We start from the raw sequence: 23,754 nt of genomic DNA, 5'->3' as shown, positions 1-23,754 counted from the left end.
GCTCCATTCTACGATTGCCGTGTCTGGGAGTTCCCNGCCCGTTCGAGGGGGGAGGCGAGCAGTCTCGCGACGAGTCGGTCGCTTCCGGCCAGTTCGAGGGCGGCCGCCTCGGCCATGCGGTGCCCGAGTTCGGACAGGCGGAAGCCCGGGATGCGGCCGTACAGCACTCGATCCGGGTTGTGCACCTCGCCGTGGCGCACCAGATGCAGCAGTTTGTCGCTCACGGCTCCATTCTACGATTGCCGTGTCTGGGAGTTCCCGGGCGGCTGACGCTGTGCGTCCCGGCCCCGAGCGGCTCCAGCCCTCGCGCCGGCGGTGGAGCGGCATCGGGCCCGGCGGGCGGCCCGGTAGACTGTGCGGGTGACTGAGCGTGTATTGATCAAGGATCTGGCCGCCCGTGAAGACGGCCCCGTGCGTGTTTCCGGCTGGGTCGAGAAGGTGCGCGACCAGCGCTACGTGCAGTTCGTCGTGCTGCGCGACGAGAGCGGTGCGGTGCAGCTGGTGAACGGCGGCGTGCTGCGCGAGCCGGATCCCGAGAACCCGCGATCCGACATCCTCGTGCCGCGCACCACCACCATCAGCGAGCTCACCCACGGCACGTTCGTGACCGTCGAGGGCGAACTGCAGCACAACGAGCGCGTGAAGCTCGGCGGCGTCGAGATCCAGATCGAGCAGATCGAGGTCGTCTCGAAGGCGCTGCCCGGCAACCCGATCGCCGCCGACAGCGGCATCGACGTGCGCCTCGACTGGCGCTTCCTCGACCTGCGCCGCCCCGAGCAGAACCTGGTCTTCCGCGTGCAGACCACGTTCCTGCACGCGCTGCGCCAGGTGTGGATCGACCGCGGCTTCATCGAGATCCAGACGCCGAAGCTCATGGCGAGCGCCTCCGAGTCGCGCGCCGAGCTGTTCGAGGTCGAGTACTTCGAGGGCAAGGCGTTCCTCGCGCAGAGCCCGCAGTTCTTCAAGCAGATGGCGCAGGCCGCCGGCTTCGGCGGCATCTTCGAGGTGGGTCCCGCCTTCCGCGCCGATCCCTCGTTCACCTCGCGGCACGCGACCGAGTTCACCTCGGTCGACACCGAGCTGAGCTGGATCGACTCGCACGAGGACGTCATGGAGCTGCACGAGGAGCTCGTCGTGGCCGGCCTCTCGGCCGTGAAGGAGAAGCACGGCGAGGAGATCCAGAAGCTCTTCGGCATCGAGCTGGAGGTGCCGTCGCGCCCGTTCCCGCGCATCCCCCTCGCCGAGGCGAAGGAGATCGTGAAGGCCGAGGGCTACGAGATCCCCCGCGCCGACGCCGACATGGATCCCGAGGGCGAGCGCCGCATCGCCGCGCACGTCAAGCAGAAGTACGGGCACGACTTCGTGTTCCTCACCGACTACGCGTGGTCGATCCGCCCGTTTTACCATATGCGCCACGCCGATGACGCGTCGCTCACCAACAGCTACGACCTCATCTACCGCGGCACCGAGATCTCCACGGGCGCGCAGCGCGAGCACCGCATCGAGGTGCTCGAGGCTCAGGCCGTCGAGAAGGGCATGGACCCGAAGGAGCTCGACTTCTACCTCGATTTCTTCCGCTACGGGGTTCCGCCGCACGGCGGCTTCGGCATGGGCCTGGGCCGTGTGCTGATGCTCATGCTGCAGCAGCCGTCGATCCGCGAGGTGACCTACCTCTTCCGCGGCCCGAACCGCCTGCTGCCGTAGCGTCGGCCGCCCGGGCGCGCTCCGGTAGCCCCGCGTCTCCCTCGGGAGGCGCGGGGCTACTGCGTTTCCCTGGGCGCTCTACTGAGAGCCGATGCCGCCCCCGCTGAAGGCCGCAGAACCCACCTCTGAGAACTCAGAATATGCTTTTGACCGGGTATTTTTCTGCTGTTAGTGTGTGCTCACCGCCGCCTCGCTGGGGCCCTCTCCAGCCGGTTGCGGAGCTATCCGGAGCCCTCCGCGCGGCGCGTACCATCACTCGTGGCGCGCGGCGGGCTCCGCCGCTTCAGGGGAGGGGACGACGTTGTCCACACAGCACACACCATCGCGGAGAACCCGCAAGATCGCCGCCATCGCCGCGGGAGCCCTCGTGGTCGGGCTCGGCGCCACCTACACGCTCGCCACCTGGAACGACTCGGAGTGGGTCTGGGGCGGAGCCGACGGCGTGCCCGGCGTCGGCACCGATACCTTCGAGGTTCAGCAGAACACCACATCGCCGTTCACCGACGCCCCCGCCGACTGGGCCGATCGCGAGACCAACCCGGGTGGGGGGCTCACCTTCACGGCGGGCGCGATCTCGCTCTCGCCGGGCGACACGGTCTACGCGCCCGTCGCGCTGCGCACGACGGCGGAGTCGTCGTCGGCGACGGTCACCCTGCGAGAGGCCGTGCCGGCCGCGGGCGTGACGGCGGTGGACGAGGATCAGGATCTCTGGAAGTCGATCCGGGTGACGGTGTACACCGAGACGCGCACCACCCCCGCCGCACCGACGAACGCCTGCGACGCGGCGAACGCGTCCGCCTGGGGCGTTCCGCTGATCAGCGACGTCCCGTTGGACACGGCGGCGCCGGCCACCCAGACGGTCGATGCCGAGGCGGGTTCGACGCAGCACTACTGCTTCGCGCTGCACCTGCCGACGACATTGCAGCCCGGGGTCGCCGTCACCGCGCTGGACGACCTGCAGGGGCGCACCATCGCTCCGGCGTGGGAGTTCCGCTCGATCTCGGGCTGAGCGACGCTGAGGCTCTCGCTGGGACGCGCCGAGGGGATGCGCCCGCGAGCACCGATCGTCAGGCGCTGGATCGAGTGGCCCGGGGAAAGGGGGCGGCATGATCGGGAGGCTCTTCGGAACGGTGACGACCATCGTGCTCGTGATCGCCGCGGTCGGCCTCGCAGCGTGGCTCGGCTATTCCGCTGCGACGGGCGCCACCCTCATCGCGTTCCGCACGGGCTCGATGAGCCCGACGATGCCGCAGGGTGCGATCGCGGTGACGGTGCCGGTGCCGGCGTCCGAGCTCGAGGTCGGAGACGTGGTGACGGTGCAGCGCGCGGGCGAGGAGACGCCGGTCACGCACCGCGTCGTCGAGATCGGCCCGGCACTGATCGGGGAGGCGACCGCGGTCGACATCCGCGCCGCGGCTCCGGGATCGGGGCCGCCGGATCTCAGCAGCCCGGAGGCGCGCCGGATCGTCATGCAGGGCGACGACAACGATACGCCCGACCACCTGCCCTACGCGCTCGAGGACGCGCGTCGGGTGGTCTTCGCCCTGCCGCACGCGGGCGCCGCGCTGATGACGGCGCAGACGCCGATCGGCATGGGAGCGCTGATCCTCACGGCCGGCGTGCTCGTCGTCTGGGCGTTCTGGCCGCGGACCCCGCGGGAGCTCGAGGAGCCCGCCGCGGGCGGCACCGCGGCTATCGGCGCGGATCCCCCGGCCCTCGGCGCGGATTCCACAGCCCGCGCCGCCGGCATCGCGGATCCGCCGCCCCGCGCCGCTGATCCCGTGGCCCGAGCCCGTCACGCGGAGGGGGCGCGGCGATGAGCCGGCGCGCCGCCTCCGGCCTGCTCATCGCCGTGTTCGCCGCAGTGGCCTGCGCGGGTGCCGCCCTGACGGCGACACGGGCCTCGGCCGTGTTCCACGAGCTCGCCGAGACCGGCAGACCCGGGTATCTGAAGCTCGCGCTCCACTCCGGGACACCGCTCTGGGCCGAGCTCGAACCGGGTGACTCGATGCGCTGGCTGGTCGAGGCCTCGCTGCACGGTTCCGATTCGGGCACCCTCGCGGTCGAGTTGCAGGCCGGCGGCGACCTGGTCTCCGACTCGGGCATGACGGCCGAGGTCGAAACCTGCTCGGTCGCCTTCGACATCACCGCCTCGCCCGTCGGCTGCGAAGGCTCCCGGGCCACCGTTCTCCCGCCGACGCCGCTCGCGCAGATCCCGCAGCAGGGGCACCGCCGCGACCTCGCCGATGTGAGCAGCGGCACGCCTCGTCAGGTGCTCGTGACCCTCGCGATCCCCGCGACGACCCCCGCCGCGGGGATCGAAGGGCGAAGCGCCCGCATCGGGCTCGGCGTGCACGCCTCGGGAGACGCGCCGGCCACCGGGCTCCTGCCGCTCGGCACGCCTCGATCACCCCGGGCGCTCGCGGCGACGGGTTCGGACGTGCTCGCGCTCGGCCTGCTCTCGGTCGGCCTGGTCGGCGTCGGCGCGGCCGCCGCGCTGCGCCGCCGGGCTCCCGCCGCTCACGGAGGTCGACGATGAGCCGGCGGATCCGGAACCGGCGCGGGGTCGGCGGGGTGGCGGCCGCGGTGCTCGTGTCGACCGCGCTCGTCGCGCAGGGGGGCATCGCGACCGACGCGACGTGGAACGATGCCGAGTGGGCGCACGCGCCCGCGACGGCCGTCGGCACCTCCGATTGCGCTGCGGCGGCCGGGCACTTCGCGGCGCGGGGCGAGGGCCGCGCGCTCAGCGGATCGCTGCTCGGCGTCGACCTCGACACCATCGCCGAGGCGGAAGGGGTCACCGTCACGAACAACGGAGAGCGCACCCTGCACACGGCGGGCGCGCCGGTCTCCGGGCTCGAGGGGGCCTTCCGCGATCCGCTCACCGTCAACGCGCTCACCGCCCTGCAGCTGCCCCTCACCGGCCTGCTCGAGCTGCCGACCGACAACAGCACCGGAGTGGTGGGCCAGTTCGGCCAGGCCCGAACTGACGGCCTCGCGCACGGCGCGGGCGGGTACGTCACCGACTCGGGCGGCATCGATCTCGCCGACGAGCAGACCGGCGGGTATCCGGGTCTCGCGACCCTCAGACTCTCCGATCTGCTGAACTCGCCGCTGCTCGGAGACATCGGGCTCGGGAGCACGCTGAGCGGCGTCTCCGACCTCGAACTCGAGGTCGGAGCGGTCGCGGGGGAAGCGCGCCTCGACGCCTGCGCCGAGGCGTGGAGCAGCGGGGGCGGCACCGGGAGCGCCGCCCGCACGGTGGCGGCCATCGCGGCCGACGACGTCGTCGCGGGGCTCGAACGCCGCTACCTCGCCGCCTCGGCCGATCTGCGGTTCGCGTCCCCCGTCGTCGGCGCGCTCTCCTCGGAGCTGAACGCACTGCTCGGAGGCCTCGAGGGCACCGTGAACGGCCTGATCGGAGCCGGCGGGGTGAAACCGGGCATCGAATCGGGGGTCGCCACGCTGCTCAACGCCGTCCTCTCCACCCCGCTGCTGACTCTCGGCTCCGTCGAACTCAACACGCTCACCGCGCAGATCGATCTGGCGCCCGTGCGCTCGCTCATCGACACCGGGTTCCACGACAGCGGCGGCGTGATCTCGGTCGACGCCGCGTCGGGCACCGTCTCGATCGACACGAGCGCCCTGCTGCAGCAGGCGTACCCCGACCGTGTGGGCGACGGGCTCAACGGGCTGCCGCCCAATACGAATCTGCTCGCCGACCCGGCGATCCTGAACGCCCTGACCCAGAGCCTGACCGAGGCGCTGACCGAGTGGCTCGGTCAGGTGGAGACCCGGCTGGTCGAGGCCGTCGACCGCGTCCGGATCACCTCGACGCTCTCGGTCAACCTGCGCGCGCGCCTGCTCGCCATCACGCCGTTCATCGACGTCGGCCACATCGCCGTCTCGGTCGACGGCACCCTCGCCGATCTGCGCTCGAACGCGCCGGGAACCGTCTCGACAGAGGTGAAGCTCCTCAGCGGCCTCCTCGGGGCCCTGACCGATCTCCTCACGAAGGGGCTGCTCAAACCGGTGCTCGATCTGCTGTTGAACACGCTGCTGGGCGGCGCGGGCGGGGTGATCGGCGGCGTCGTCGACGGGGTGCTCCCCGCCGTCGCGAACCTTCCCTCGCAGTTCGCCGGCGTCACCGCCCCGCTGATCTCGCTGGTGTCGCGCGTGTACACCGGACTGTTCCTCTCGAGCGTCCTCTCGATCACCGTGAATGCGCAGAACGCCCCCGCCTCGGGCGGTCCGCCGCCGCCGGACTGGCAGCCGGGTCGGCCGACGGCGCCGCCCGAGGGCCGGTACGAGGTGGCGGCGCTGCGCGTCGGCGTCCTCGACGGACTCGGCCAGAACGGGGTGCGCCTCTACCTCGGACGCGCCTCGGTCGGACCGGGCTGCTCTGCGGCGCAGGCCGCGCTCCCCGGCAGCGCGTGCGCCGGATACTGAGCGAGCCCGTCCGTCGCCGGCGCTACCCGACGCGGGTGGCCACCACGACGGTGTCGTCGAGCAGGTCCTCGGCGCCGTCGGGGCCGGTCGCCGGGCGGGTGCGGGTCTCGGCGGTCACCGTCCAGTGCTCGGGATCGAGGTCGAGCAGTGCGAGCTCGCTCTCCGGGCTCGGGAACGGCCCGCAGTGGCCCTGCGCCCACGGGGGTGGGGCGCCGTGGGAGATCACCACGAGGCTGCCGCCGGGCGCGACCCGCCTGGCCGCGGCGCGCAGGATGCGCTCGCGCGGCAACTCGACGGGCGACTGCAGGAAGCTCGCCGTGACGAGGTCGAACCCCGTCGGGGATCCGTCGATCCGCTCGGGATCCGAGAGCCACTCGCCCAGGTCGGCCGCGATGAAGCGCGCCTCCGCGATCCCGCGCTCATCAGCGGCCGACGAGGCCCGCGCGACCGCGGTCTCGGAGAGGTCGATGCCCGTGGCCCGCCATCCGCGCTCGGCCAGCCAGAGCACGTCGCCGCCCTCGCCGCAGCCGAGGTCGAGCGCGCTGCCCGGCCTGCGGTCGGCGACCGCGTCGGCGAGCGAGCGGTTGACGCGCCCCGACCAGATGCGGCCCGCATCGCCGTAGCGGTGCTCCCAGAACGCCACCGGGTCTTCGCCGGGATCGGGCGCGTCCGCCGCCGCCGGGTGCGGGTGGGCCCCATGGCCGCCCTGGCTCTCGCGGCGCTCGCGGGCCCCCCGGCGATGGCCCTGCCCGTGCTGGTGCTCCGCAGCGCCCGCGGGTTCGTCGGAGCGGCGCCCGGCAGCGTCGGGGCGGGCCGCCTCGACGGGACTCGGGGCGGCGTCGGCGGCGACGGCGATCTCGAAGTCCTCGTCGACGAGCGCCGCGTTCACCGCGGCACCGGCCAGGGTGCCCGCGCCCATCACGATCGGCACGGACGCCCCCGGGTTCACCGCGTTTCCCGCCGCCCAGATGCGCGGGTGGCTCGTGCGCCCCGTCGGGTCGACCGCGATGAAGGAGCCCATCGGCGTCTCCGAGCGATCGAGGTCGAGGCCGGCGAGGAAGCCGTCGTGGGGCACGAGGGCGCCGGCGGTCAAGACGGCGTCGATGCCGATCTCCCCGCGCGGGGTGCGCACGGCGGTGATCCCGGATCCGTCGCCGACGACCTCGGTGACAGGCTCCTCGACGAGGGTCACGCCGCGCGCTTCGAGCTCGCGGCGGGGCTCGTCGCCCAGTTCGCCGAGACCGGCGGTGAACACGGTGAGGTCGTCGGTCCACTGGCGCAGCAGCCGTGCTTGGTGCAGGCCGAGGGGCGACGTCGTCAGCACCGCGAGGCGGCGCCCACGAACCTCCCAGCCGTGGCAGTAGGGGCAGTGCAGAACCCCGCTGCCCCAGTGCTCGGCGAGACCGGGGATGGCGGGCAGTTCGTCGGCGAGGCCGGTCGCGACGACGAGGGCGCGCGTCTCGAGCACTTCGCCCGCCTCCAGCTCGACGTGCAGGGTGTCCGGCGATCCCGACCCCGATTCGTTCCCGTCGCGCACCGCGATCACCGATGCCGCGCGCAGCTCGACGCCGTAGCGCTCGACCTCGGCCCGGCCGCGCTCGAGCAGTTCGAGGGGCGGCGTGCCGTCGAGCCCGAGCACGTTGTGCATGTGCGAGGCGAAGCGGTTGCGCGGGCTGCCGGCGTCGAGCACGAGCGTGCGGCGCAGCGAGCGGCCGAGCGCCTGCGCTGCGCTGAGCCCGGCGGCCCCGCCGCCGATCACGATGGTGTCCCAGATTCGGTTCGTCATGGCACCAGACTGCGCGATGCATGCGATACTCGCAATCAGGTTTGCAGAATCGGCAAGGACGGTGCGTGATGGACGAACTGCAGAGGCTCGGCCCCCGGCTGAGGTCGGCGCGGCAGGAGCGCGGATGGACGCTCGACGAGCTCGCGGAGCGCGCCGGCATGTCGGCCAGCACGCTCTCCCGACTCGAGTCGGGCAAGCGGCAGGCGAGCCTCGAACTGCTACTCCCGCTCACCAGGCAGCTCGGGATCCGCGTCGACGACCTGCTCGAACCGCCCGACCGCGACCCCCGCGTGCACCGCCGCGCGATCCGCCGCGAGGGCATGACGATCGCTCCGCTGACGCGCGAGGAGTCCGAGGTGCGCGCCTTCAAGATCACCTACCACCCGGAGGCGCCCGAATGCCCCCCGCAGACGCACCCCGGCCACGAGTGGCTCTACGTGATGTCGGGCCGGCTGCAGCTCACGCTCGGCGAGCAGGAGCTCGTGCTCGGCCGCGGCGAGGCCGCCGAGTTCGACACCGCCGTGCCGCATCGCATGCGCGCCGCGGGAGGCCGCCCCGCCGAGGTCATCAGCATCTTCAACACCGTGGGCGAGCGCCTGCACCTGCACACCCCCGACGCCGAGCCGCGATAGCGGCCCGCAGGGGCGCTCAGCCCTCGAACGACCTCGCCCACTCGCGCACGCGGGCGGCGCTCTCCTCCTCCGAGAGATCCTCGACGCGGGTCATCACCGACCAGCGCACCCCGAAGGGGTCTCGGATGCTCGCGAAGCGGTCGCCCGACACGAAGTCGGCGGGCGCCTCGCGCACGGTCGCCCCCGCCGCGACGGCCCGCTCCACGACGGCGTCGACGTCGGGCACGTACAGCCCCATCGAGTAGCAGTCATCCTCGCCCTCTGGCGCGGCGACGAGGTGATAATCGGGCATCGGCTCCCCGAGCTGCAGGTGACCGGCGCCGAAGTCGAGCTCGGCGTGCGCGACCGCGCCGCCCATCTCGGTGACGTCGACGACCCGCGCCCCGAACACGTCGCGGTAGAACTCGATCGCGGCGGCGGCTCTCGGGATCGCGAGGAAGGGCGTCAGGCTCGTCGAACCGTGGGGCATGCCTGCTGTGGTGTGCGCGCCGTTCGCGGCGCGCGTCTCGTGTGCGTCCATGCCCTCAGCGTAGGATCGCCGCAGGGGCGCGGCTTGCAGATTCGCGCCAGATCTCCACGGCGGCGCGGTGCCGCCCCGGCAGACGGCGGAGGGGCGATGGGCGAGGATCGGCGCGGCGTGCTCTACCCGCAGCGCCTGCCCGAGTTCCACCGGGTGCCGCCGCGCGCCGGGCTGGAGCACGCGGTGCGCTGGTTCTGGATCCCCGAGTGGCGACTCGCCGAGGGCGAGGAGTCGCGGCAGGAGCTGCTGCCGTTCCCCGCGTGCAACATCGTGGTGGAACCGGAGGGCGCCATCGCGGTCGACCCGGCGACGCAGCGCTCGGAGCGCGTGCTGACCGGCAGCGGCTGGGCCGTCGGCGCGCTGCTGCGGCCCGCGGCGGTGCCGACCCTGGCCCCCGATCCCGCCGCGATCCGCGATGCCGCCCGGCCCGTCGACGACCCGGGCCTGCTCGCCGACGTGACACGCGCGATGTCGGATCCGTCGGCATCGGGGCGGGAGCGCCGCGAACGCGCCGTGGCGCGGCTCTCGCACTGGATCGCCGAGCGGGTGCCCGCACCGGGTTCGCCCGAGGAGGGCGACGGTGCGATCGCGAACCGTCTCGCGGAGGCGCTCGCGGATCCCGCACTGACCCGCGTCGACCAGCTGCCGGATCGCCTGCACGTCTCGGCCCGCACGCTGCAGCGCGTCGCCGAACGCTTCTTCGGGCTGTCGCTGCACTCGATGATCCGCAGGCGGCGCATCCAGGAGGGCGCCGAACGGCTGCGCGAGCACACGGGGCTCGGGATCGCCGACCTCGCGAGCGAGCTCGGCTACGCCGACCACGCGCACTTCACGACCGACTTCAAGCGGCTGCTCGGGGTCACCCCGAGCGAGTACCGGCAGCGGGCCCGCGACTGATCCGGCGCCCTCGACGCTGCGCGCAACGCGGATGGGCCGGGAACCGCGCCCGCGAGAGCCCGCTCCGGGAGCCGCGGGCCGCGGCCCTCAGATCGTGAAGTCGCTCGCGGCGCGCGCCGCGGTGACCGTCTTCATGTAGTCGATCACGGGCAGGTGCTCGGGATGCTCGGCGTACTCGGCCAGACCGGCGGCGTCGTCGAAGTCGGCGATGAGCGTCAGATCGTAGTTGGCGCCGTCGAACAGCTCGTTGCGGTGCAGCGAGAGGGCGCGCACCGAGGGCACGCGCTCGCGCAGCGGCGCGATGCGGGCGATCGCCTCGACCGCCTGGGCGTCGCGCTGCTCGCGGGTCTCACCGGCGAACTTCCAGCTCACGATGTGGCGCAGGGTCATGGGGGCTCCTTCGTGGGGGCTCGCCGCCGGTGCAGCGGAGCGGGGGTCAGTTGCGGGAGAACAGGCGCGGGCGGCGGGCGGCCTTCTCGACCGCGGCGGAGAGCCGGGCGGGATCGACCCGCCAGATCGCGTGGCGGCGCCCGTTGATCTGCACCACCGGGATGTCCTCCGAGTGGCGGCGCGCGAGCTCCTCGTCCCGCAGGATGTCGAGCTCGGTGAGCTCGGTGACGATCCCGCGCCGCCCCAGCTCATCGCGCACCTCCGCGATCGCCGCACGGGCGTCGTCGCAGAGATGGCAGCCGGGCTTGCCGATGAGGGTGAGCTGCACGGTCGTCACGATCGACCAGTGTAGCCCGACGGAACGACGAGAGGGCGCCGGGCCTCGGCCCGACGCCCTCTCGCGTCTCGCACTCCGGGCGGTGCCGTGAACGGCGCCGCCGGCGCGATTACTTCTTGTTGCGACGCTGGTGACGCGTCTTGCGCAGCAGTTTGCGGTGCTTCTTCTTGGACATGCGCTTGCGGCGCTTCTTGATTACTGAACCCACGGTTACCTCACAACGTCTCTCGGGCCGAAGGTATCGCGGCCCACAAAACACTTATATTACCGGTTCATGCCCACGAGCGCGAAACGGCGGGCGGCTCGAAGCGCGAAACGTGCTACGCGCGCAGCTTGAAGCGGGCCACCAGCTCTTTGACGCGGTGCTCGGCCCGGGCCGCGGCGCGGCCGATGCGCTCGGCCGCCGCGGCGGTCTCCTCGGAGAGCACCTCGTCGCCGTCGAGGGGGTCGCCGAACGGGTCGTCGCCGTCGGGGCCCGGCACCCGGTCGCCGTCCTCGGAGAGGTACTCGACCGTCACCTCGGTGTCGAAGCCGGCCGACAGGAACGGGATCACGAAGTCTTCGACCATCTCGAGCGGCTCGGGATCGAGGGCGTAGAAGCGGTGCTGCCCCTCCTCGCGCACGGTCACCAGCTCGGCCTCGCGCAGCACCTTCAGATGCTTCGACACCGTGGGCTGGCTGATCTCGAGCTGCCCGACGATCTCGGAGACGCTCATCTCGGCGTCCTGCTGGTGACGTTCGAGCAGCACGCGGAGAATGTCGCGCCGCGTCGCGTCGGCGATGACTCCGAAAATATCTGGCATGGTGTCAAGGTTAGTCGGCCCGCGCGTTTCTCGCCCGCGGCGTACCGTGCCGGATCGCTCCGGCGTGTGTAGCATGACTGCTATCGAAGCGAACCGGGGCGCCCGGTCTCGCACTGCCGCAGGGGAAGAAGGAGTCGTGAGGGCACACGCCGTGAGCCGTCGGGCCTCCGCCCCGCTCTCGCAGAAGTCGTGGGTCAGCGCCATGATCCACTCCTCGCCCGCACGCTTCGCGCTGCTCGTCTTCACGAGCCTGATCCTGCTCTGGACGGCGATGCTCTCGCTGCCCATCGCGAGCCGCACGGGTGAGATGACGCCGCTCGCCGACGCGCTCTTCACCTCGGTCTCCGCGATCTGCGTGACCGGCCTCTCGACGGTCGACATGTCGGGTCACTGGTCGCTGTTCGGCGAGCTGCTGATCCTCGCCGGCCTGCAGATCGGGGGCATCGGCGTGCTCACCCTCGCGAGCATCCTCGGTCTCACCGTCACCCGCCGGCTGGGCCTCAGGCAGCGCCTGCTCGCGGCGGGCGACACGAACCCGATGCGCATGGGCCGCGACGTCTCGGAGAGCCAGGCGGTGGGTCTCGGCGAGATCGGCGGGCTGCTGGTGGCGGTGGCGGCGAGCCTCGTGGTGATCGAGGTCGCGCTCACGGCGCTCATCACGCCGCGGCTCATGGCCGCCGGCTACGACTTCTGGCACGCGCTCTGGAACGGCTTCTACCTCGCGGCCTCGGCGTTCACCAACACCGGCTTCGTGCCGCTGCCCGGCGGCCTCGAGCCGTTCAACACCGACCTCTACCTGCTGAGCGTGCTCGCCATCGGCGTGTTCCTCGGCGCCATCGGCTTCCCCGTGATCTTCGCGCTCTACCGCTACATCACCGGCGGCGGCTGGCGCGCGCACAAGCGCCTCGGCCTGCACGCGAAGCTCACCCTCTCGACGACGCTCATCTTCGTCGTGGTGGGGTGGATCGCGATCGCCGGGCTCGAGTTCGCGAACCCTGCCACGCTCGGCGGCCAGGGCTTCTGGGAGACGCTGCTCAGCTCGGGCTACATGTCGGTCATGACCCGCTCGGGCGGGCTCGGGATCATCGACCCGGTCGACATGAACGGCTCGACGCTGCTGGTCATGGACATGCTGATGTTCGTGGGCGGCGGATCGGCGTCGACCGCGGGCGGCATCAAGGTCACCACGCTCGCCGTGCTCTTCCTCGCCGCCTACGCCGAGGCCCGCGGCTACCGCGACATCCAGGTGTTCGACCGCCGCATCCCGAACGAGGTGCTGCGCGTGTCGGTCTCGATCCTCATCTGGGGCGCGACGATCGTGCTCGTCGCGACGGTCGCGCTGCTGCAGCTGACGGGCCGTCCGCTCGACATCGTGCTGTTCGAGGTGATCTCGGCGTTCGGCACCTGCGGGCTCTCGACGGGCCTGTCGAGCGAGGTCTCCGACCCCGGAAAGTACATTCTCGCGGCCACCATGTGGGCGGGCCGGGTGGGCACGGTGACGCTGGCCGCCGCCGTCGCGGCCTCGAGCCGTTCCCGCCTCTTCAAGCTCCCCGAGGAGAGGCCGATCGTTGGTTGACATCCGTGTTGAGATCACCGCCGCACCGGTGATAGCACCTCACGAAAGGGAGATCGTTGGTTGGCATTCGCATTGAGATCACCGCCGCACCGGTGATAGCACCTCACGAAAGGCAGATCGTTGGTTGACATTCGCAGTGACGCCCCGGTGATCGTGATCGGCCTCGGCCGGTTCGGCGCCGCGACCGCAGGACAGCTCGACCGCCAGGACCGCGAGGTGCTGGTGGTCGACACCGACCCTCAGCTCGTGCAGAAGTGGGCGGATCGTGTGACCCACGCCGTGCAGGCCGACGCCCGCTCGATGGACGCGCTGCGCCAGATCGGCGCCGACGAGTTCCAGATCGCGGTCGTCGCGACGGGAGCCTCGATCGAGTCGAGCGTGCTCATCGCCGCGAACCTCGTCGACCTCGGCATCCCCCAGATCTGGGCGAAGGCGATCTCGCTCTCGCACGGCAAGATCCTCGAGCGCATCGGGGTGAACCACGTCATCTACCCCGAGCGCGAGGCCGGCGAGCGGGTCGCGCACCTGCTGAGCGGCAGCATGCTCGACTTCATCCAGTTCGACAACAACTACGTCATCGCGAAGATGTACCCGCCGCGCTCGATCCGGGGCCGCTCGCTCTCGGAGAGCGGCGTGCGCACGCGCTACCGCGTGACGGTGGTCGGCGTGAAGACCCCGGGGCAGCCGTTCACGCACGCCACGCAGGACACGGTGGTCTCACCGCACGACCTCATCATCGTGAGCGGCACCGCGGCCGACGTGGAGCGCTTCGCCGCGATCGGCTGAGCTCGGGATCGCGCGAGCGCGTCCCGGACCCGTCGAGAGGCGGGAAACGCACGTGATCGGCGCCGGTCACAGGCTTTTCTCGCCTCTCGGCGGGTATCGCGCAGGGCCCGCGGGCGCGGTTCGACCGCCTCGTCAGCCGGCGACGGCCGCGGCGACCTCGGCGAAGACCCCCGCCGCCCAGTCGCGCGCCGCCTCGGCGGCCGGGATCGAGCCGCCGGCGTCGTGCCGCCCGTACTCCCCCACTCGCGTCGCGCCGCACGCCTGCAGCGCCTCGTCGACGAGCTCGCTGCCCCGCGAGTAGGTGCGCTCGTAGCTGCGGTCGCCCATGCCGAAGACGGCGTAGCGCACGCCCGCGAGCTCCGGCCGGTCGTCCGTCAGCTCCCGCACGAAGGGCTGCGCCGCACTCGGCACCTCGCCGTCGCCGTAGGTGGAGCAGATCACGAGGTGCATGCGCGACGGGTCGAGGTCGGCCGCGCGCACCTCGGCGAGATCGCGCACCACCAGGTCCGCTCCCTCGCCGAACGCGCGGGCGAGCTCGTCGGCCACGAGCTCGGCCCCGCCCGACTCGGTGCCGAAGAGGATCGTGGTGGGCGCCGCCGGCCCGATGCCCGATGCCGCACCCGTCTCGAGCGGTGGCAGTTCGAGGCCGGTGTCGGCCGCGGTCTCGAGCTGCGCTTCCCGGGTGGGCAGTTTCGCGCGTTCGCGACCGGGCGCGGCCGTGAGGCGCTCGCGCAGGTCGATGCGGCGCCAGCCGTCGAAGTCGGTCTCACCCGCGATCGGGGGCAGGCCGGCGGCCGACACGGTCACCGCTCCCGATTGGAGGTCGGCCGCGATGACGCGGGCGAGATCGCGGGCGTCGGCGCGCTGGTCCGGGATCGTGCCCCGCGGGCCGCGGCGCAGCCACCCGGCCGTGTAGAGGCCGGGCTCCACCCGCCCGTCGGGGTGCGCCCCCGGCTCGAGCGGACTGCCGTCGTCGGCCGCGAAGCCGATCGCCGTGATGACGTCGTCGACGGCGATCCTCGTCTCGCCCTCAGCTCCCCGGAACACCGCGGTCTCGACGCGCCCCTCGCCCTCGAGCCGCTCGGGCGCGAGCCCGAACCACCACTCGATCGTGATGCGCGGCTCGGCTTCCCCGGCGGGTGCCCCGGGTCCCGCGGCACCCGCACCGCCAGCGCCGCCCGCACCCGCGCCCCGCGCGGTGAGCGCCCGCACGGCGTCGATGCGCGCGTCGCGGCCGTCGTCGGCGAGCTCGCCCGCCCCGTGCACGACGTGCCGCACGCCCGCGAGGCCCGCGAGCTCCCGCACCATGACCGGGTCGAAGCGCGCGGTCGCCGGACCGCTGCGGCCCACCACGTGCACGGTGCGCACGCGCTCGGTGAAGCGCCGGTGCGCGGCGTCGTCGATGTCGGATCCCTCGAGGCCTGCGGCGTCGCGCGCGATGAGCCGCACGATGTCCATGGCCACGTTGCCGTGGCCGACGACGGCGACGCGCTCCCCGAGCGGGTCGGGCACGGGCTCGTCGGGGTGGCAGTTGAGGAAGCGGGTCACCGCGCCCGCCCCGCGCACACGGACGAGGTCTGCGCCGGGAACGGGGAGCCGCGCGTCGCGGTGCATGCCGGTCGCGAGCACCACCGCGTCGTACGCTCCGCGCAGGTCTTCGAGCGAGACGTCGGCGCCGACGCGGCAGCTGCCGCGGAATCGCACGCCCTCCTCGGTGAAGAGCCGATCGAACTGCCGGGCCACGGCCTTCGTGCCCTGATGATCGGCGGCGACCCCGTAGCGCACGAGGCCGTAGGGCGTGGGCAGCTCGTCGAACACCTCGATCGGCGCGGTGGGGAAGCTGCGTCGCATCGCCTGGGCGGTGAAGCTGCCCGCGGGGCCGGATCCCACGATCGCGACGCGCGGCGCCGGCGGCGCCGCCTCGCCCGCTGCGGCAGCAGCGGGGCGGGCCGAGCGGCGGCCGCTCCAGGCGACGGGCAGCTTCGTCATGCCCCGGAACACCCACCCGCCGATCTCGGCCGGATCGTCTTCCACGAGCGAGAGGCCGTCGAGCGATGAGAAGAGGAGCGGCAGCGCGACCTCGGCGACCTCGGCTCGGGCGGCCCAGGCGCCGAGGCACACGTGCACGCCCTTGCCGAAGGCAAGGTGCGGCTTGGACTCGCGGCGGATGTCGAACGACGCGGGATCGTCCCAGACCCGCTCGTCGCGGTTGGCGGAGAGGATGCAGATGCCGAGGCGGGCGCCCGCGGGCAGCCGCACGCCGACGAGGTCGGTGTCGCGCGTCACCTGGCGCGAGTAGAGGCCGATGGGCGCCACCCACCGGATCGTCTCGTCGAAGACGGCCTGCCACAGCGAGGGGTCGCTCTCGACGGCGGCGCGCTGCTCGGGGTGGGTGAGCAGCCCCCAGGCGGCGACGCCGAGGGCGTCGCGGGGCTCGTTGAGGCCGCCGCCGATCGTCATCTTCACGTTGGCCCGGATGCGGTCGAGCGGCATCTCGTAGTCGGGGATGCGCAGCAGCTGCGAGAGCAGCGACTCGTTCGGGTTGGCGGCGTGCCACGCGAGCATCTCGTCGAGCGCCGCGTCGACCTCGTCGAACGACTGCTTGCCGAGCGCCCACACCTCGGGGTCGTCGGCGTAGTTGCCGGTGGCGTCGATCATCGTCTGCGACCAGCGCTGCAGATCCTGCTGGGTGGCGTTGTGCAGGCCGATGAGCTCGCGCAGGCTCTCGGCGGCGAAGGGGGCCGAGAAGTCCCAGATCAGGTCTGCGCCGGGGCCCTTCGCGATGAACTCCTCGAGGTAGCGCTCGGCGTTGCGCTGGAACTTCGACTTCCAGACCCGCTGCACGGCGCCCGGGCGCAGCGCCGGCTGCCAGGCCTTGCGCTCGATGTAGTGCTCGGGGTCGTCCCGGCGCAGCATCGAGTGGCCCATCGCGCGGATCTGCAGCGAACCCTGTTCGTCGGCCGAGAAGATCTGCTGGTCGAGCTCGGTCTCGTGCACAGCCTCGTAGGAGGTGATGAGGTAGCGGCCGACCTGCGGCACCCAGTGCACGCCGCCCTCGGCGCGCAGCCGCTCGTAGATGGGGAATGGATCGCGATAGAGATCGGGAATGGTCACCCAGTCGGCGACCGGAGCCTCGTTGCTCGTCATGGCGCACCTCGTCGTTCTGAACTGCCGTACGCCTTCGAGTATGCTCGGCGCATAAACGAAACAAAAGCGGAATTATCTGCATTGTTTATTCGATAACGTGCAACAATAGGCGGCATGATCCGCACCTCGTCCGAAGGCCCCGCGCTCGAGTGGGGCATCAAGCGCTCCCTCGTGCAGTACGTGATCGGCATGCCCGACGGCTCGGCGAGCGTGCTCCCTCCCGCCCGGGTGGCCCGCGAGGGGTTCCGCTTCCCGGCGGCGGACCCCGCTCGGACCACTGACCCCGATGCCGCCGGCATCTCCGACCGAACGCTCCGCTTCACCGGAACGGTGACGCTCAGCGGGCACAGCGGCATGCTGAGGCTCGTGTTCGAGGACCCCTGGCTGGTGCCGGGCGCGCGCCCCGGCCAGGCGTGGGAGCTCACGATCGCAGACCCCTACGAACCGGGATCGCGCCTGGCCTTCGCCGCCATCGAGCGCCTCGAACTCGACTTTTCGAACTGCTTTTCCGCGAGGTGGAGCGAATCCCAAAAAGTCGGTCTCAGTTCGGATTGGGGTCTGCAACTCGACCCCATGAAGTCGGAGTCGCTAGTAATCNCAACCTCGATCGAAAAGTGCTTCGAAAACTTCGCCTCGGGTCCCTACGCCGCCGGCACCGAGGTCGACGACCCGGTGGTGGTCGCGCGTGGCTGAACCGCTCGACGCGCCCCTGCCCGGGTTCACCCTGCGCCAGCTGGCCTACTTCGTCGCGGCCGCCGACGAGGGCACCATCACGGGCGCCGCCGAGCTGCTGCGCGTCTCGCCCTCGGCGATGTCCGACGCCATCACCGAGCTCGAATCGGTCATGCGCGAGCGGCTGTGCGTGCGCCGCCGGGCCCACGGGCTCACCCTCACGCCCGCGGGGGCTCAGCTCGTGCGCCACGCCCGGCTCATGCTCGCCGAGGCCGAGGAGCTGCGCCGCTCCGTCGGGGGCGGCGGGCAGCTGTCCGGCCCCGTCGTGATCGGCTGCTATCCGACGCTCGCGCCGACCGTCCTGCCGCCGCTGCTGCAGGACTTCGCCGAGCTGCACCCGCACATCGACCTCTCGATCCGCGAGGCGACGCAGGATCGGCTGGCCGAGGATCTCGCGTCGGGCCGCATCGACGTGGCGTTCGTCTACGACATGCTGGTGCCCGGCGACACCGAGCGCGCCAGGCTCTACGAGCTGCAGGCGCACGCGCTGCTCGCCGCCGACCACCCGCTCGCGGGGCGGGCGAGCGTGCGGCTCGACGAGCTCGTGGGCGACGACCTGATCCTGCTCGATGCGCCGCCCTCGAGCGAGCACACCCTCTCCGTGTTCGCCGAGCGCGGTCTGCGCCCGCGCATCAGGCATCGCACGGCGAGCTACGAGGTGGTGCGCACGCTCGTCGCCCGCGGCCTCGGGTACGGCGTCCTGGTGACGCGGGTCGCCAACCCCGAGAGCTACGAGGGCCTGCCCCTCGTCGCGAAGACGATCGTTCCGCCGGTGCGCCCGGTCGCGATCGACATGATCTGGGCTCCGGATCGGCCGGTCCCCGCGCGAACCCGGGCCCTGATCGAGTTCGCGCGGGGCGTCGCCTGGCCCTCGTGAGGGCCGCGGGTCAGACCGTGGCCGCCTCCCGCTGCGGCTCCTCGGAGCGCTCGATGAGCGGGGTGCCCCAGCGGTCCTTGATGACGAGCACGGCCACGAGCGAGATGGCGCCCATGACGGCGAGGTAGATCGACACGGATCCGATCCACCCGGTGCTCTGCTGCAGCCAGGTCGCGATCGTGGGGGCGAACGCGCCGCCGAGGATCGCGCCGAGCGCGTAGGAGAGGGAGACTCCCGAGTAGCGCACCCGCGAGGGGAAGATCTCGGCGAAGTACGCGGCCTGCGGGCCGTAGGTGAGTCCGGTGGACACCATCCAGGCGGCGAGCGAGACGGCCACCATCGCCACGATCTGCGTGTCGACGAGCAGGAAGAGCGGGAACGCCCACAGGATCTGCAGGGCGTAGCCGACGAGATACACCTTGCGGCGGCTCTGCCAGCGGTCCGACAGCCAGCCGCCGAGCAGCGTGGTGAGCGCCCACACCGCCGAGGCGAGCGTGACGCACCACAGCACCGCCGTGCGGTCCATGCCGTGCACGGTCGTGGCGTACGAGAGCACGTAGCCGCCCGTCGACATGTAGCCCGCGGCGTTGTTGCCCGCGAAGGTGAGGGCGACGAGGATCACGAGCCACCAGTGCTTCTTCAGCAGCTCCACGAGCGGCATCTTGGAGCGGGCCTTGCTCTCGCGCAGCTCGAGGAACACGGGGCTCTCCTCGACCGAGCGGCGGATGATGAAGCCCACCACGAGCAGCACGACGCCGATGAGGAACGGGATGCGCCAGCCGAACTCGAGGAAGCCCTCGGGGCCGTAGGCCGCGGTGGTGATGGCGAGCACGCCCGAGGCGAGCAGCATGCCGAAGGGCACGCCGAGCTGCGGCGCCGAGCCGAACAGCCCGCGCTTGCCGTCGGGGGCGTGCTCCACGGCCATGAGCGCCGCGCCGCCCCACTCCCCGCCGGCCGAGAAGCCCTGCAGGATGCGCAGCAGCACGAGCAGCACCGGCGCGAGCACACCCACCTGCGCGTAGGTCGGCAGCACGCCGATGAGCGTGGTCGCGGCGCCCATGAGCACGAGGGTCATGACGAGCATGGCCCGGCGCCCGACGCGGTCGCCGAGGTGCCCGGCGACGATGGCTCCGAGGGGTCGGAACAGGAAGCTGATGCCGACCGTCGCGAACGAGACGAGCAGCGAGGCCTGCTGACCCAGCGGCTCGAAGAAGAGCTGGGCGAACACGAGCGCGGCCGTGTTCGCGTAGATGAAGAAGTCGTACCACTCGATGGTGGTGCCGACCATGGTGGCGATGGCGACGCGGCGGCTTTCGCGACGCGGGCGGCTCGGTGCCGACGTGGACATGACAGACTCCCTTGTCCGTAGTGAGATGTGCGGCCCGCACCTCCTCGGCGCGGGCCACACACATCATCGGCCGTCGGCCATACACGGATCAAACGGATTTAACTGCATATCAAATGCTGCAAAACCGAAGAATAGGGAGGGTGCCGGTCTACTCGCCCCGCTCCAGCTCCTCCGATCGCCGCACGTTCGCGGCGAGCGCCCGGTCGAAGAGATCGCCCCAGTCGGCCGCCTGCAGCACCTCGACGGCCCGCTCGGTGGTGCCCTTCGGGCTCGTCACGTTGCGGCGCAGCTGCTCGGGCTCATCGTCGCTGCGCACCATCAGCTCGGCCGCGCCCGCGATCGTCTGCTGCACGAGCAGGCGGGCCTGATCCGCGTCGAAGCCGAGCCTCCGCGCCGCCGCGATCATGTGCTCGGCGTAGAGGTACACGTAGGCCGGGCCGGATCCCGAGACGGCCGCGACGTCGTTGATCTGATCCTCGCGCACCACCAGCACCTCGCCCACGGTCTCGAACAGGCGCCGCACCGTGGCGACGGCCTCCTCGCCCGCCGAGGCCCCACCGGCGATGCCGGTCACCCCGCGCCCGATGTGCGACGGGGTGTTCGGCATCGCCCGCACGACCGCGACGCCCTCGGGGAGCTCGGCCTCGATCGCCCTGCTCGGCACGCCCGCGGCGACGCTCACGACGATCGCCCCCGGCTCGAGGGCGTCGGCGATCCCTCGCGCCGCTTCGGCGACCGTCCACGGCTTCACCGCGAGGATCACGAGCCCGGCGCCGCGCACCGCGTGGCGGTTGGCGTCGGGATCGCTCTCGCCCGCGTAGGCGACCACGTCATCCGCGCCCTCGAACGCCGCGGCGCTCGAGACCGACCGGGCGGTGACCGCGATCGGGAGCTCGATCTCCACCCCGGGGGCGCGCAGCCCCGCCAGGATCGCGCCGCCCATGGAGCCGACGCCGATCATGGCGGTGCGCGGAAGTGCTGCTGACTGCGTTGAGTTGCTCATGCTTCCCCAGTGTAGGTACTCCCCGGGGATCAGACCGTGATGACCTTCGGGGCGGCGACGGCCTTCAGACCGTGCGCGCCGAACTCGAGTCCGTAGCCCGAGGCCTTCACCCCGCCGAACGGCACCATCGGGTTGAGCGTGCCGTGCTGGTTGATCCAGACCGTGCCGGCTTCGATGCGCTCCGCCACGCGACGCGCCTCCCCCGGATCCCCCCAGACCGAGGCCCCGAGGCCCTGCTCGGAGGCGTTGGCGCGGGCGATCGCGTCGTCGAGATCGGAGTAGCGGATCACCGGGATCACCGGGCCGAACTGCTCCTCGTCGACGAGAGCCGCGCCGTCCTCGATGTCGGTGACGATCGTCGCGCGGTAGAACTGCGCGCCGAGCTCCTCCGCGGGCTCGCCGCCGGTCACGATCCTCGCCCCCCGGGCGCGCGCGTCGTCGACGAGGCGCGAGACGATCTCGAACTGCTGCGGCGTCGTCAGCGGCCCGAGCAGGCTGCCCTCATCCGTCCCGGGCCCCATCGGGATCGACTCCGCCAGCTCCGCGAGCGCGGCGACCACCTCGTCGTGCACGGAGTCGTGCACGTACAGGCGCTTCAACGCGGCGCAGGTCTGGCCGGTGTTGATGAAGATGCCCCAGAAGAGCCCCTCGGCGATCGCCCGCGCATCGGCTCCGGGGAGCACGATTCCCGGGTCGTTGCCGCCCAGCTCGAGCGTGAGCCTCGCGAGGTTGTCGGCCGAGCTGCGCACGATCTCCCGGCCCGTCTCGGTCGACCCGGTGAACATCACCTTGTCGATGCCGGGGTGGCTCGCGATGCGCGCTCCTACATCCCGGTTGCCCGAGACGACGGTCAGCACCCCCTCCGGCAGGTGCCGGTTCATGAGTTCGACGACCGCGAGCACGCTGAGCGGGGTGTAGCTGCTCGGCTTCACCACCACCGCGTTCCCCATGCGCAGCGACGGGGCGATCTGCCAGATGCCGATCAGCGCGGGCCAGTTCCACGGCCCGATCGCCGCCACCACGCCGAGCGGCACGTAGTGCAGCTCGGAGCGGGTGCCCTCCGCCTCGAACAGCACCTCGGGCTCGATCGCGGTGTCGGCCGCGCTGCGCACCCAGACCGCGCAGCCGCCGGCCTCGAACCGCGCCCCGGCGCCGTTCAACGGCTTGCCCTGCTCCCGCGCGATGATCCGCGCGAGATCCTCGGCGTTCGCCTCGATCTCGTCGGCCGCGAGCCGCAGCAGCCGCGCGCGCTCCTCGTGTCCGAGGCCGGCCCAGGCCGGCTGGGCGGCCCGCGCCGCCTCCACCGCGGCGTCGAGATCGGCCGTCGTGTGCACCGGGGCGTAGCCCATGGTCTCGCCCGTGGCGGCGTCCGGAATCGGGCGCCCCTCCTCCTGTGTCGCGGAGATCGCGTCCAGCAGCGTGTTGTCGGTCATCTCAGTCTTCCTCTCGTCTCGTACCGGCGCACCGCTCAACGGTCGCCGAAGGAGGCCACGCAGGCGCTCGTCGCGTCGTCGTAGGCCACGTCGTCGTAGCTCTCCAGCCCGGCGAGGTACTGCTCGAGCACCCCCTCGGCGTCCTCGAGCCCCTGCTCGGTGGCGAGCTCGATCCACATCTCCTGACCCGAGTCGCCGAGCGCGTCCTTCCAGGCCTGGGTGTCCTGCTCGGCCCACGCCGTGAGCGATTTCACGGTCGGGGCATCCTTCATCTGCTGGCACTGGCCGGCCGCGACCTCGTTGAACGCCGCGATGCCCTCACCGGTGTTCAGCTCCTCGGTCACCTGGTCGAACTGCTCGCGCAGGTCGTCGGGGAGCGCGTTGTAGGCGTCGGCGTTCACCCACATGCCGAAGGTCGAGTACTGGCCGATGCCCGGGTCGGTCCAGTCGGGCAGCAGTTCCATCAGCCCGTAGTTCACCGGGAAGTCGATGGCGCCGCCGATCGTGGAGACGACCCCGCGCTCGACCGCCTCGTAGGTCTCCGGCGCCGTGACGGCGACGATGTTCGCGCCCTCGTTGCCGATGGCCTGCTGGATGATCTTTTCGCATCACTTTTGCTCATCACCCGCATCGAGACCGTCACAGAAGACAGGTGCGAAGCCAAGTCCTGCGCGCCTTTGCCTACGATTCGTAGCCTATGTGTATNAGGTCACCGAACAAAAAGCGTTCGAAAAAGCGGCCGACCGGCCACGTCGCGACGTGGTGCAGGCCGTTGCGCTCCATGATCGCCTTCGCGGGATCGTAGTCCTCGTGCAGGTCGTAGATGGACTGCATCGCGGCCTGGGCGTTCTGGCTGAGGAACGGGATGCTCACCATGCTGGTGGAGGGGAAGTACTGGGGCGTGTAGTCGGGCACCGTGACGCCGATCTGGGCGCGGCCGTCGCGCACGCAGTCGGCGACCTCGGGCGCCTTGCAGAGCGCCTCGGTGGCGGTGCGCTCGAAGGTGATGCGGCCCTCGGTGACCTCCTCGACGCGGTCGAGGAACCAGTTCTGCACGGCCGCGTTCGGGGTGTCGGCCTGAGCGCCGGTCACGAGCGTCCAGGTGACCGATTCCCCGCCGTCTCCGCCGTCTCCGCCCGACGACGCGTTGTTGATGCCGGAGCAGCCGGCGAGCACGAGGCCCGCGACCGCGATGAGGCCGATCGAGGCGGCGGTGCGGCCGACCCGACGGGGGTGCTGGTGGGTGGAGAACATCATTGTCCTTTCGTGGGTGTCCCGCTGCCGTACGGAGCGAGGTTGACTTCATTGTTCAGCGGTGCGCCGGCACTGTCTTT

General features: G+C 71.8%; 22 protein-coding genes, 2 pseudogenes and 1 other annotated feature. Of the genes and pseudogenes, 11 read left to right on the top strand and 13 right to left on the bottom strand.

The genetic code is table 11. The features are described 5' to 3' along the window. Positions 1 to 26: 26 nt before the first annotated feature. A pseudogene (locus H490_RS17310) lies at positions 27 to 224 on the bottom strand (histidine phosphatase family protein); the annotation flags it as partial. Positions 225 to 360: 136 nt separating this feature from the next. Here H490_RS17310 and aspS point away from each other — a divergent pair. The 5 genes from aspS (at position 361) to H490_RS17285 (ending at position 6,153) form a co-directional block, all read left to right on the top strand. After that, a complete protein-coding gene (aspS, locus tag H490_RS17305; RefSeq protein ID WP_238560274.1) occupies positions 361 to 1,704 on the top strand; it encodes an aspartate--tRNA(Asn) ligase in 1,344 nt (447 codons plus the stop codon). A gap of 301 nt (positions 1,705 to 2,005) precedes the next feature. After that, positions 2,006 to 2,713 carry a hypothetical protein gene (locus tag H490_RS17300; RefSeq protein ID WP_031289490.1) on the top strand — a complete coding sequence of 236 codons (708 nt, stop codon included), beginning with the start codon at positions 2,006 to 2,008 and terminating at the stop codon, positions 2,711 to 2,713. A gap of 97 nt (positions 2,714 to 2,810) precedes the next feature. Beyond that, the gene (locus H490_RS17295) at positions 2,811 to 3,524 is read left to right on the top strand and encodes a S26 family signal peptidase (RefSeq protein ID WP_017882646.1); all 714 of its coding nucleotides are present in this window, start codon (positions 2,811 to 2,813) and stop codon (positions 3,522 to 3,524) included. Next, positions 3,521 to 4,243, top strand: a complete 723-nt coding sequence (locus tag H490_RS17290; protein ID WP_017882645.1) for a hypothetical protein — start codon at positions 3,521 to 3,523, stop codon at positions 4,241 to 4,243. The genes H490_RS17295 and H490_RS17290 overlap by 4 nt, the downstream gene beginning before the upstream one ends. Continuing rightward, the gene (locus H490_RS17285; RefSeq protein ID WP_017882644.1) at positions 4,240 to 6,153 is read left to right on the top strand and encodes a choice-of-anchor G family protein; all 1,914 of its coding nucleotides are present in this window, start codon (positions 4,240 to 4,242) and stop codon (positions 6,151 to 6,153) included. Before H490_RS17290 ends, H490_RS17285 begins: the two co-directional genes overlap by 4 nt. A 22-nt stretch (positions 6,154 to 6,175) precedes the next feature. On the opposite strand, the gene H490_RS32565 is transcribed toward H490_RS17285, so the two are convergent. After that, on the bottom strand, positions 6,176 to 7,939 hold the full coding sequence (locus H490_RS32565; protein ID WP_017882643.1) for a bifunctional NAD(P)/FAD-dependent oxidoreductase/class I SAM-dependent methyltransferase: 1,764 nt from the start codon (positions 7,937 to 7,939) through the stop codon (positions 6,176 to 6,178). A gap of 68 nt (positions 7,940 to 8,007) precedes the next feature. Here H490_RS32565 and H490_RS17275 point away from each other — a divergent pair, with 68 nt between their 5' ends. Further along, on the top strand, positions 8,008 to 8,571 hold the full coding sequence (locus tag H490_RS17275; protein ID WP_017882642.1) for a helix-turn-helix domain-containing protein: 564 nt from the start codon (positions 8,008 to 8,010) through the stop codon (positions 8,569 to 8,571). 16 nt (positions 8,572 to 8,587) lie between these two features. Here H490_RS17275 and H490_RS17270 read toward each other — a convergent pair whose 3' ends face one another. Then, positions 8,588 to 9,091, bottom strand: a complete 504-nt coding sequence (locus H490_RS17270) for a VOC family protein (RefSeq protein ID WP_017882641.1) — start codon at positions 9,089 to 9,091, stop codon at positions 8,588 to 8,590. Positions 9,092 to 9,187: 96 nt separating this feature from the next. Between H490_RS17270 and H490_RS17265 the strand changes: the two genes are divergently transcribed. Next, the gene (locus H490_RS17265; RefSeq protein WP_017882640.1) at positions 9,188 to 9,988 is read left to right on the top strand and encodes a helix-turn-helix domain-containing protein; all 801 of its coding nucleotides are present in this window, start codon (positions 9,188 to 9,190) and stop codon (positions 9,986 to 9,988) included. Positions 9,989 to 10,075: 87 nt separating this feature from the next. Here the strand turns inward: H490_RS17265 and H490_RS17260 are convergent, their stop codons facing one another. From H490_RS17260 to H490_RS17250, 4 genes are all read right to left on the bottom strand, one after another. Beyond that, positions 10,076 to 10,378: a Dabb family protein gene (locus H490_RS17260; RefSeq protein WP_017882639.1), complete on the bottom strand. Its 303-nt coding sequence runs from the start codon at positions 10,376 to 10,378 to the stop codon at positions 10,076 to 10,078. A 46-nt stretch (positions 10,379 to 10,424) separates the two neighbouring features. Further along, positions 10,425 to 10,715, bottom strand: coding sequence for a glutaredoxin family protein (locus tag H490_RS17255; protein WP_017882638.1), 291 nt, complete (start codon positions 10,713 to 10,715; stop codon positions 10,425 to 10,427). A 109-nt stretch (positions 10,716 to 10,824) separates the two neighbouring features. Next, complete coding sequence (locus H490_RS31420; protein ID WP_005504750.1) at positions 10,825 to 10,923, bottom strand: 30S ribosomal protein bS22; 99 nt, start codon at positions 10,921 to 10,923, stop codon at positions 10,825 to 10,827. A 112-nt stretch (positions 10,924 to 11,035) separates the two neighbouring features. Beyond that, complete coding sequence (locus tag H490_RS17250; protein ID WP_017882637.1) at positions 11,036 to 11,518, bottom strand: ArsR/SmtB family transcription factor; 483 nt, start codon at positions 11,516 to 11,518, stop codon at positions 11,036 to 11,038. Positions 11,519 to 11,720: 202 nt separating this feature from the next. Between H490_RS17250 and H490_RS17245 the strand changes: the two genes are divergently transcribed. After that, positions 11,721 to 13,094, top strand: a complete 1,374-nt coding sequence (locus tag H490_RS17245) for a TrkH family potassium uptake protein (RefSeq protein ID WP_031289487.1) — start codon at positions 11,721 to 11,723, stop codon at positions 13,092 to 13,094. 120 nt (positions 13,095 to 13,214) lie between these two features. Beyond that, positions 13,215 to 13,880, top strand: a complete 666-nt coding sequence (locus H490_RS17240; RefSeq protein WP_031289485.1) for a potassium channel family protein — start codon at positions 13,215 to 13,217, stop codon at positions 13,878 to 13,880. A gap of 132 nt (positions 13,881 to 14,012) precedes the next feature. On the opposite strand, the gene H490_RS17235 is transcribed toward H490_RS17240, so the two are convergent. Continuing rightward, positions 14,013 to 17,027, bottom strand: coding sequence for a cytochrome P450 (locus H490_RS17235; RefSeq protein WP_017882634.1), 3,015 nt, complete (start codon positions 17,025 to 17,027; stop codon positions 14,013 to 14,015). A gap of 114 nt (positions 17,028 to 17,141) precedes the next feature. On the opposite strand from H490_RS17235, the pseudogene H490_RS32985 reads away from it, so the two are divergent. Both H490_RS32985 and H490_RS17225 read left to right on the top strand, forming a co-directional pair. Continuing rightward, positions 17,142 to 17,402, top strand: a pseudogene (locus tag H490_RS32985) (HtaA domain-containing protein); the annotation flags it as partial. 93 nt (positions 17,403 to 17,495) lie between these two features. Next, positions 17,496 to 17,635: a sequence feature (16S ribosomal RNA rRNA prediction is too short), on the top strand. A gap of 77 nt (positions 17,636 to 17,712) precedes the next feature. Then, positions 17,713 to 18,636 carry a LysR family transcriptional regulator gene (locus H490_RS17225; RefSeq protein WP_017882633.1) on the top strand — a complete coding sequence of 308 codons (924 nt, stop codon included), beginning with the start codon at positions 17,713 to 17,715 and terminating at the stop codon, positions 18,634 to 18,636. Positions 18,637 to 18,646: 10 nt separating this feature from the next. Here the strand turns inward: H490_RS17225 and H490_RS17220 are convergent, their stop codons facing one another. The 5 genes from H490_RS17220 to H490_RS32790 form a co-directional block, all read right to left on the bottom strand. After that, positions 18,647 to 19,984: an MFS transporter gene (locus H490_RS17220; protein WP_017882632.1), complete on the bottom strand. Its 1,338-nt coding sequence runs from the start codon at positions 19,982 to 19,984 to the stop codon at positions 18,647 to 18,649. Between the two features lie 148 nt (positions 19,985 to 20,132). After that, the gene (gene proC / locus H490_RS17215) at positions 20,133 to 20,987 is read right to left on the bottom strand and encodes a pyrroline-5-carboxylate reductase (protein WP_031289483.1); all 855 of its coding nucleotides are present in this window, start codon (positions 20,985 to 20,987) and stop codon (positions 20,133 to 20,135) included. 29 nt (positions 20,988 to 21,016) lie between these two features. Continuing rightward, a complete protein-coding gene (locus H490_RS17210; protein WP_017882630.1) occupies positions 21,017 to 22,420 on the bottom strand; it encodes an aldehyde dehydrogenase family protein in 1,404 nt (467 codons plus the stop codon). A 35-nt stretch (positions 22,421 to 22,455) separates the two neighbouring features. After that, complete coding sequence (locus H490_RS32795; RefSeq protein ID WP_256378800.1) at positions 22,456 to 23,004, bottom strand: hypothetical protein; 549 nt, start codon at positions 23,002 to 23,004, stop codon at positions 22,456 to 22,458. 97 nt (positions 23,005 to 23,101) lie between these two features. Continuing rightward, on the bottom strand, positions 23,102 to 23,677 hold the full coding sequence (locus tag H490_RS32790; protein WP_017882628.1) for a hypothetical protein: 576 nt from the start codon (positions 23,675 to 23,677) through the stop codon (positions 23,102 to 23,104). Between the last annotated feature and the right edge of the window lie 77 nt (positions 23,678 to 23,754).

It is taken from the genome of Leucobacter sp. UCD-THU (assembly GCF_000349545.1).
Lineage (GTDB): Bacteria > Actinomycetota > Actinomycetes > Actinomycetales > Microbacteriaceae > Leucobacter > Leucobacter muris.
Note: the sequence above shows the minus strand (reverse complement) of the source record. Positions and strands in the feature narration are given on the sequence as shown.

Excerpts from the sequence above, each read along its gene's own strand:
- H490_RS17295 (WP_017882646.1), top strand. The coding sequence starts at position 2,811 with ATGATCGGGAGGCTCTTCGGAACGGTGACGACCATCGTGCTCGTGATC.
- H490_RS17260 (WP_017882639.1), bottom strand. The coding sequence starts at position 10,378 with ATGACCCTGCGCCACATCGTGAGCTGGAAGTTCGCCGGTGAGACCCGC.
- H490_RS17285 (WP_017882644.1), top strand. The coding sequence starts at position 4,240 with ATGAGCCGGCGGATCCGGAACCGGCGCGGGGTCGGCGGGGTGGCGGCC.
- H490_RS17275 (WP_017882642.1), top strand. The coding sequence starts at position 8,008 with ATGGACGAACTGCAGAGGCTCGGCCCCCGGCTGAGGTCGGCGCGGCAG.
- H490_RS17265 (WP_017882640.1), top strand. The coding sequence starts at position 9,188 with ATGGGCGAGGATCGGCGCGGCGTGCTCTACCCGCAGCGCCTGCCCGAG.
- H490_RS17250 (WP_017882637.1), bottom strand. The coding sequence starts at position 11,518 with ATGCCAGATATTTTCGGAGTCATCGCCGACGCGACGCGGCGCGACATT.
- H490_RS17245 (WP_031289487.1), top strand. The coding sequence starts at position 11,721 with ATGATCCACTCCTCGCCCGCACGCTTCGCGCTGCTCGTCTTCACGAGC.
- H490_RS17220 (WP_017882632.1), bottom strand. The coding sequence starts at position 19,984 with ATGTCCACGTCGGCACCGAGCCGCCCGCGTCGCGAAAGCCGCCGCGTC.
- H490_RS17210 (WP_017882630.1), bottom strand. The coding sequence starts at position 22,420 with ATGACCGACAACACGCTGCTGGACGCGATCTCCGCGACACAGGAGGAG.
- H490_RS17235 (WP_017882634.1), bottom strand. The coding sequence starts at position 17,027 with ATGACGAGCAACGAGGCTCCGGTCGCCGACTGGGTGACCATTCCCGAT.
- H490_RS17290 (WP_017882645.1), top strand. The coding sequence starts at position 3,521 with ATGAGCCGGCGCGCCGCCTCCGGCCTGCTCATCGCCGTGTTCGCCGCA.
- H490_RS32565 (WP_017882643.1), bottom strand. The coding sequence starts at position 7,939 with ATGACGAACCGAATCTGGGACACCATCGTGATCGGCGGCGGGGCCGCC.
- proC (WP_031289483.1), bottom strand. The coding sequence starts at position 20,987 with ATGAGCAACTCAACGCAGTCAGCAGCACTTCCGCGCACCGCCATGATC.
- H490_RS17270 (WP_017882641.1), bottom strand. The coding sequence starts at position 9,091 with ATGGACGCACACGAGACGCGCGCCGCGAACGGCGCGCACACCACAGCA.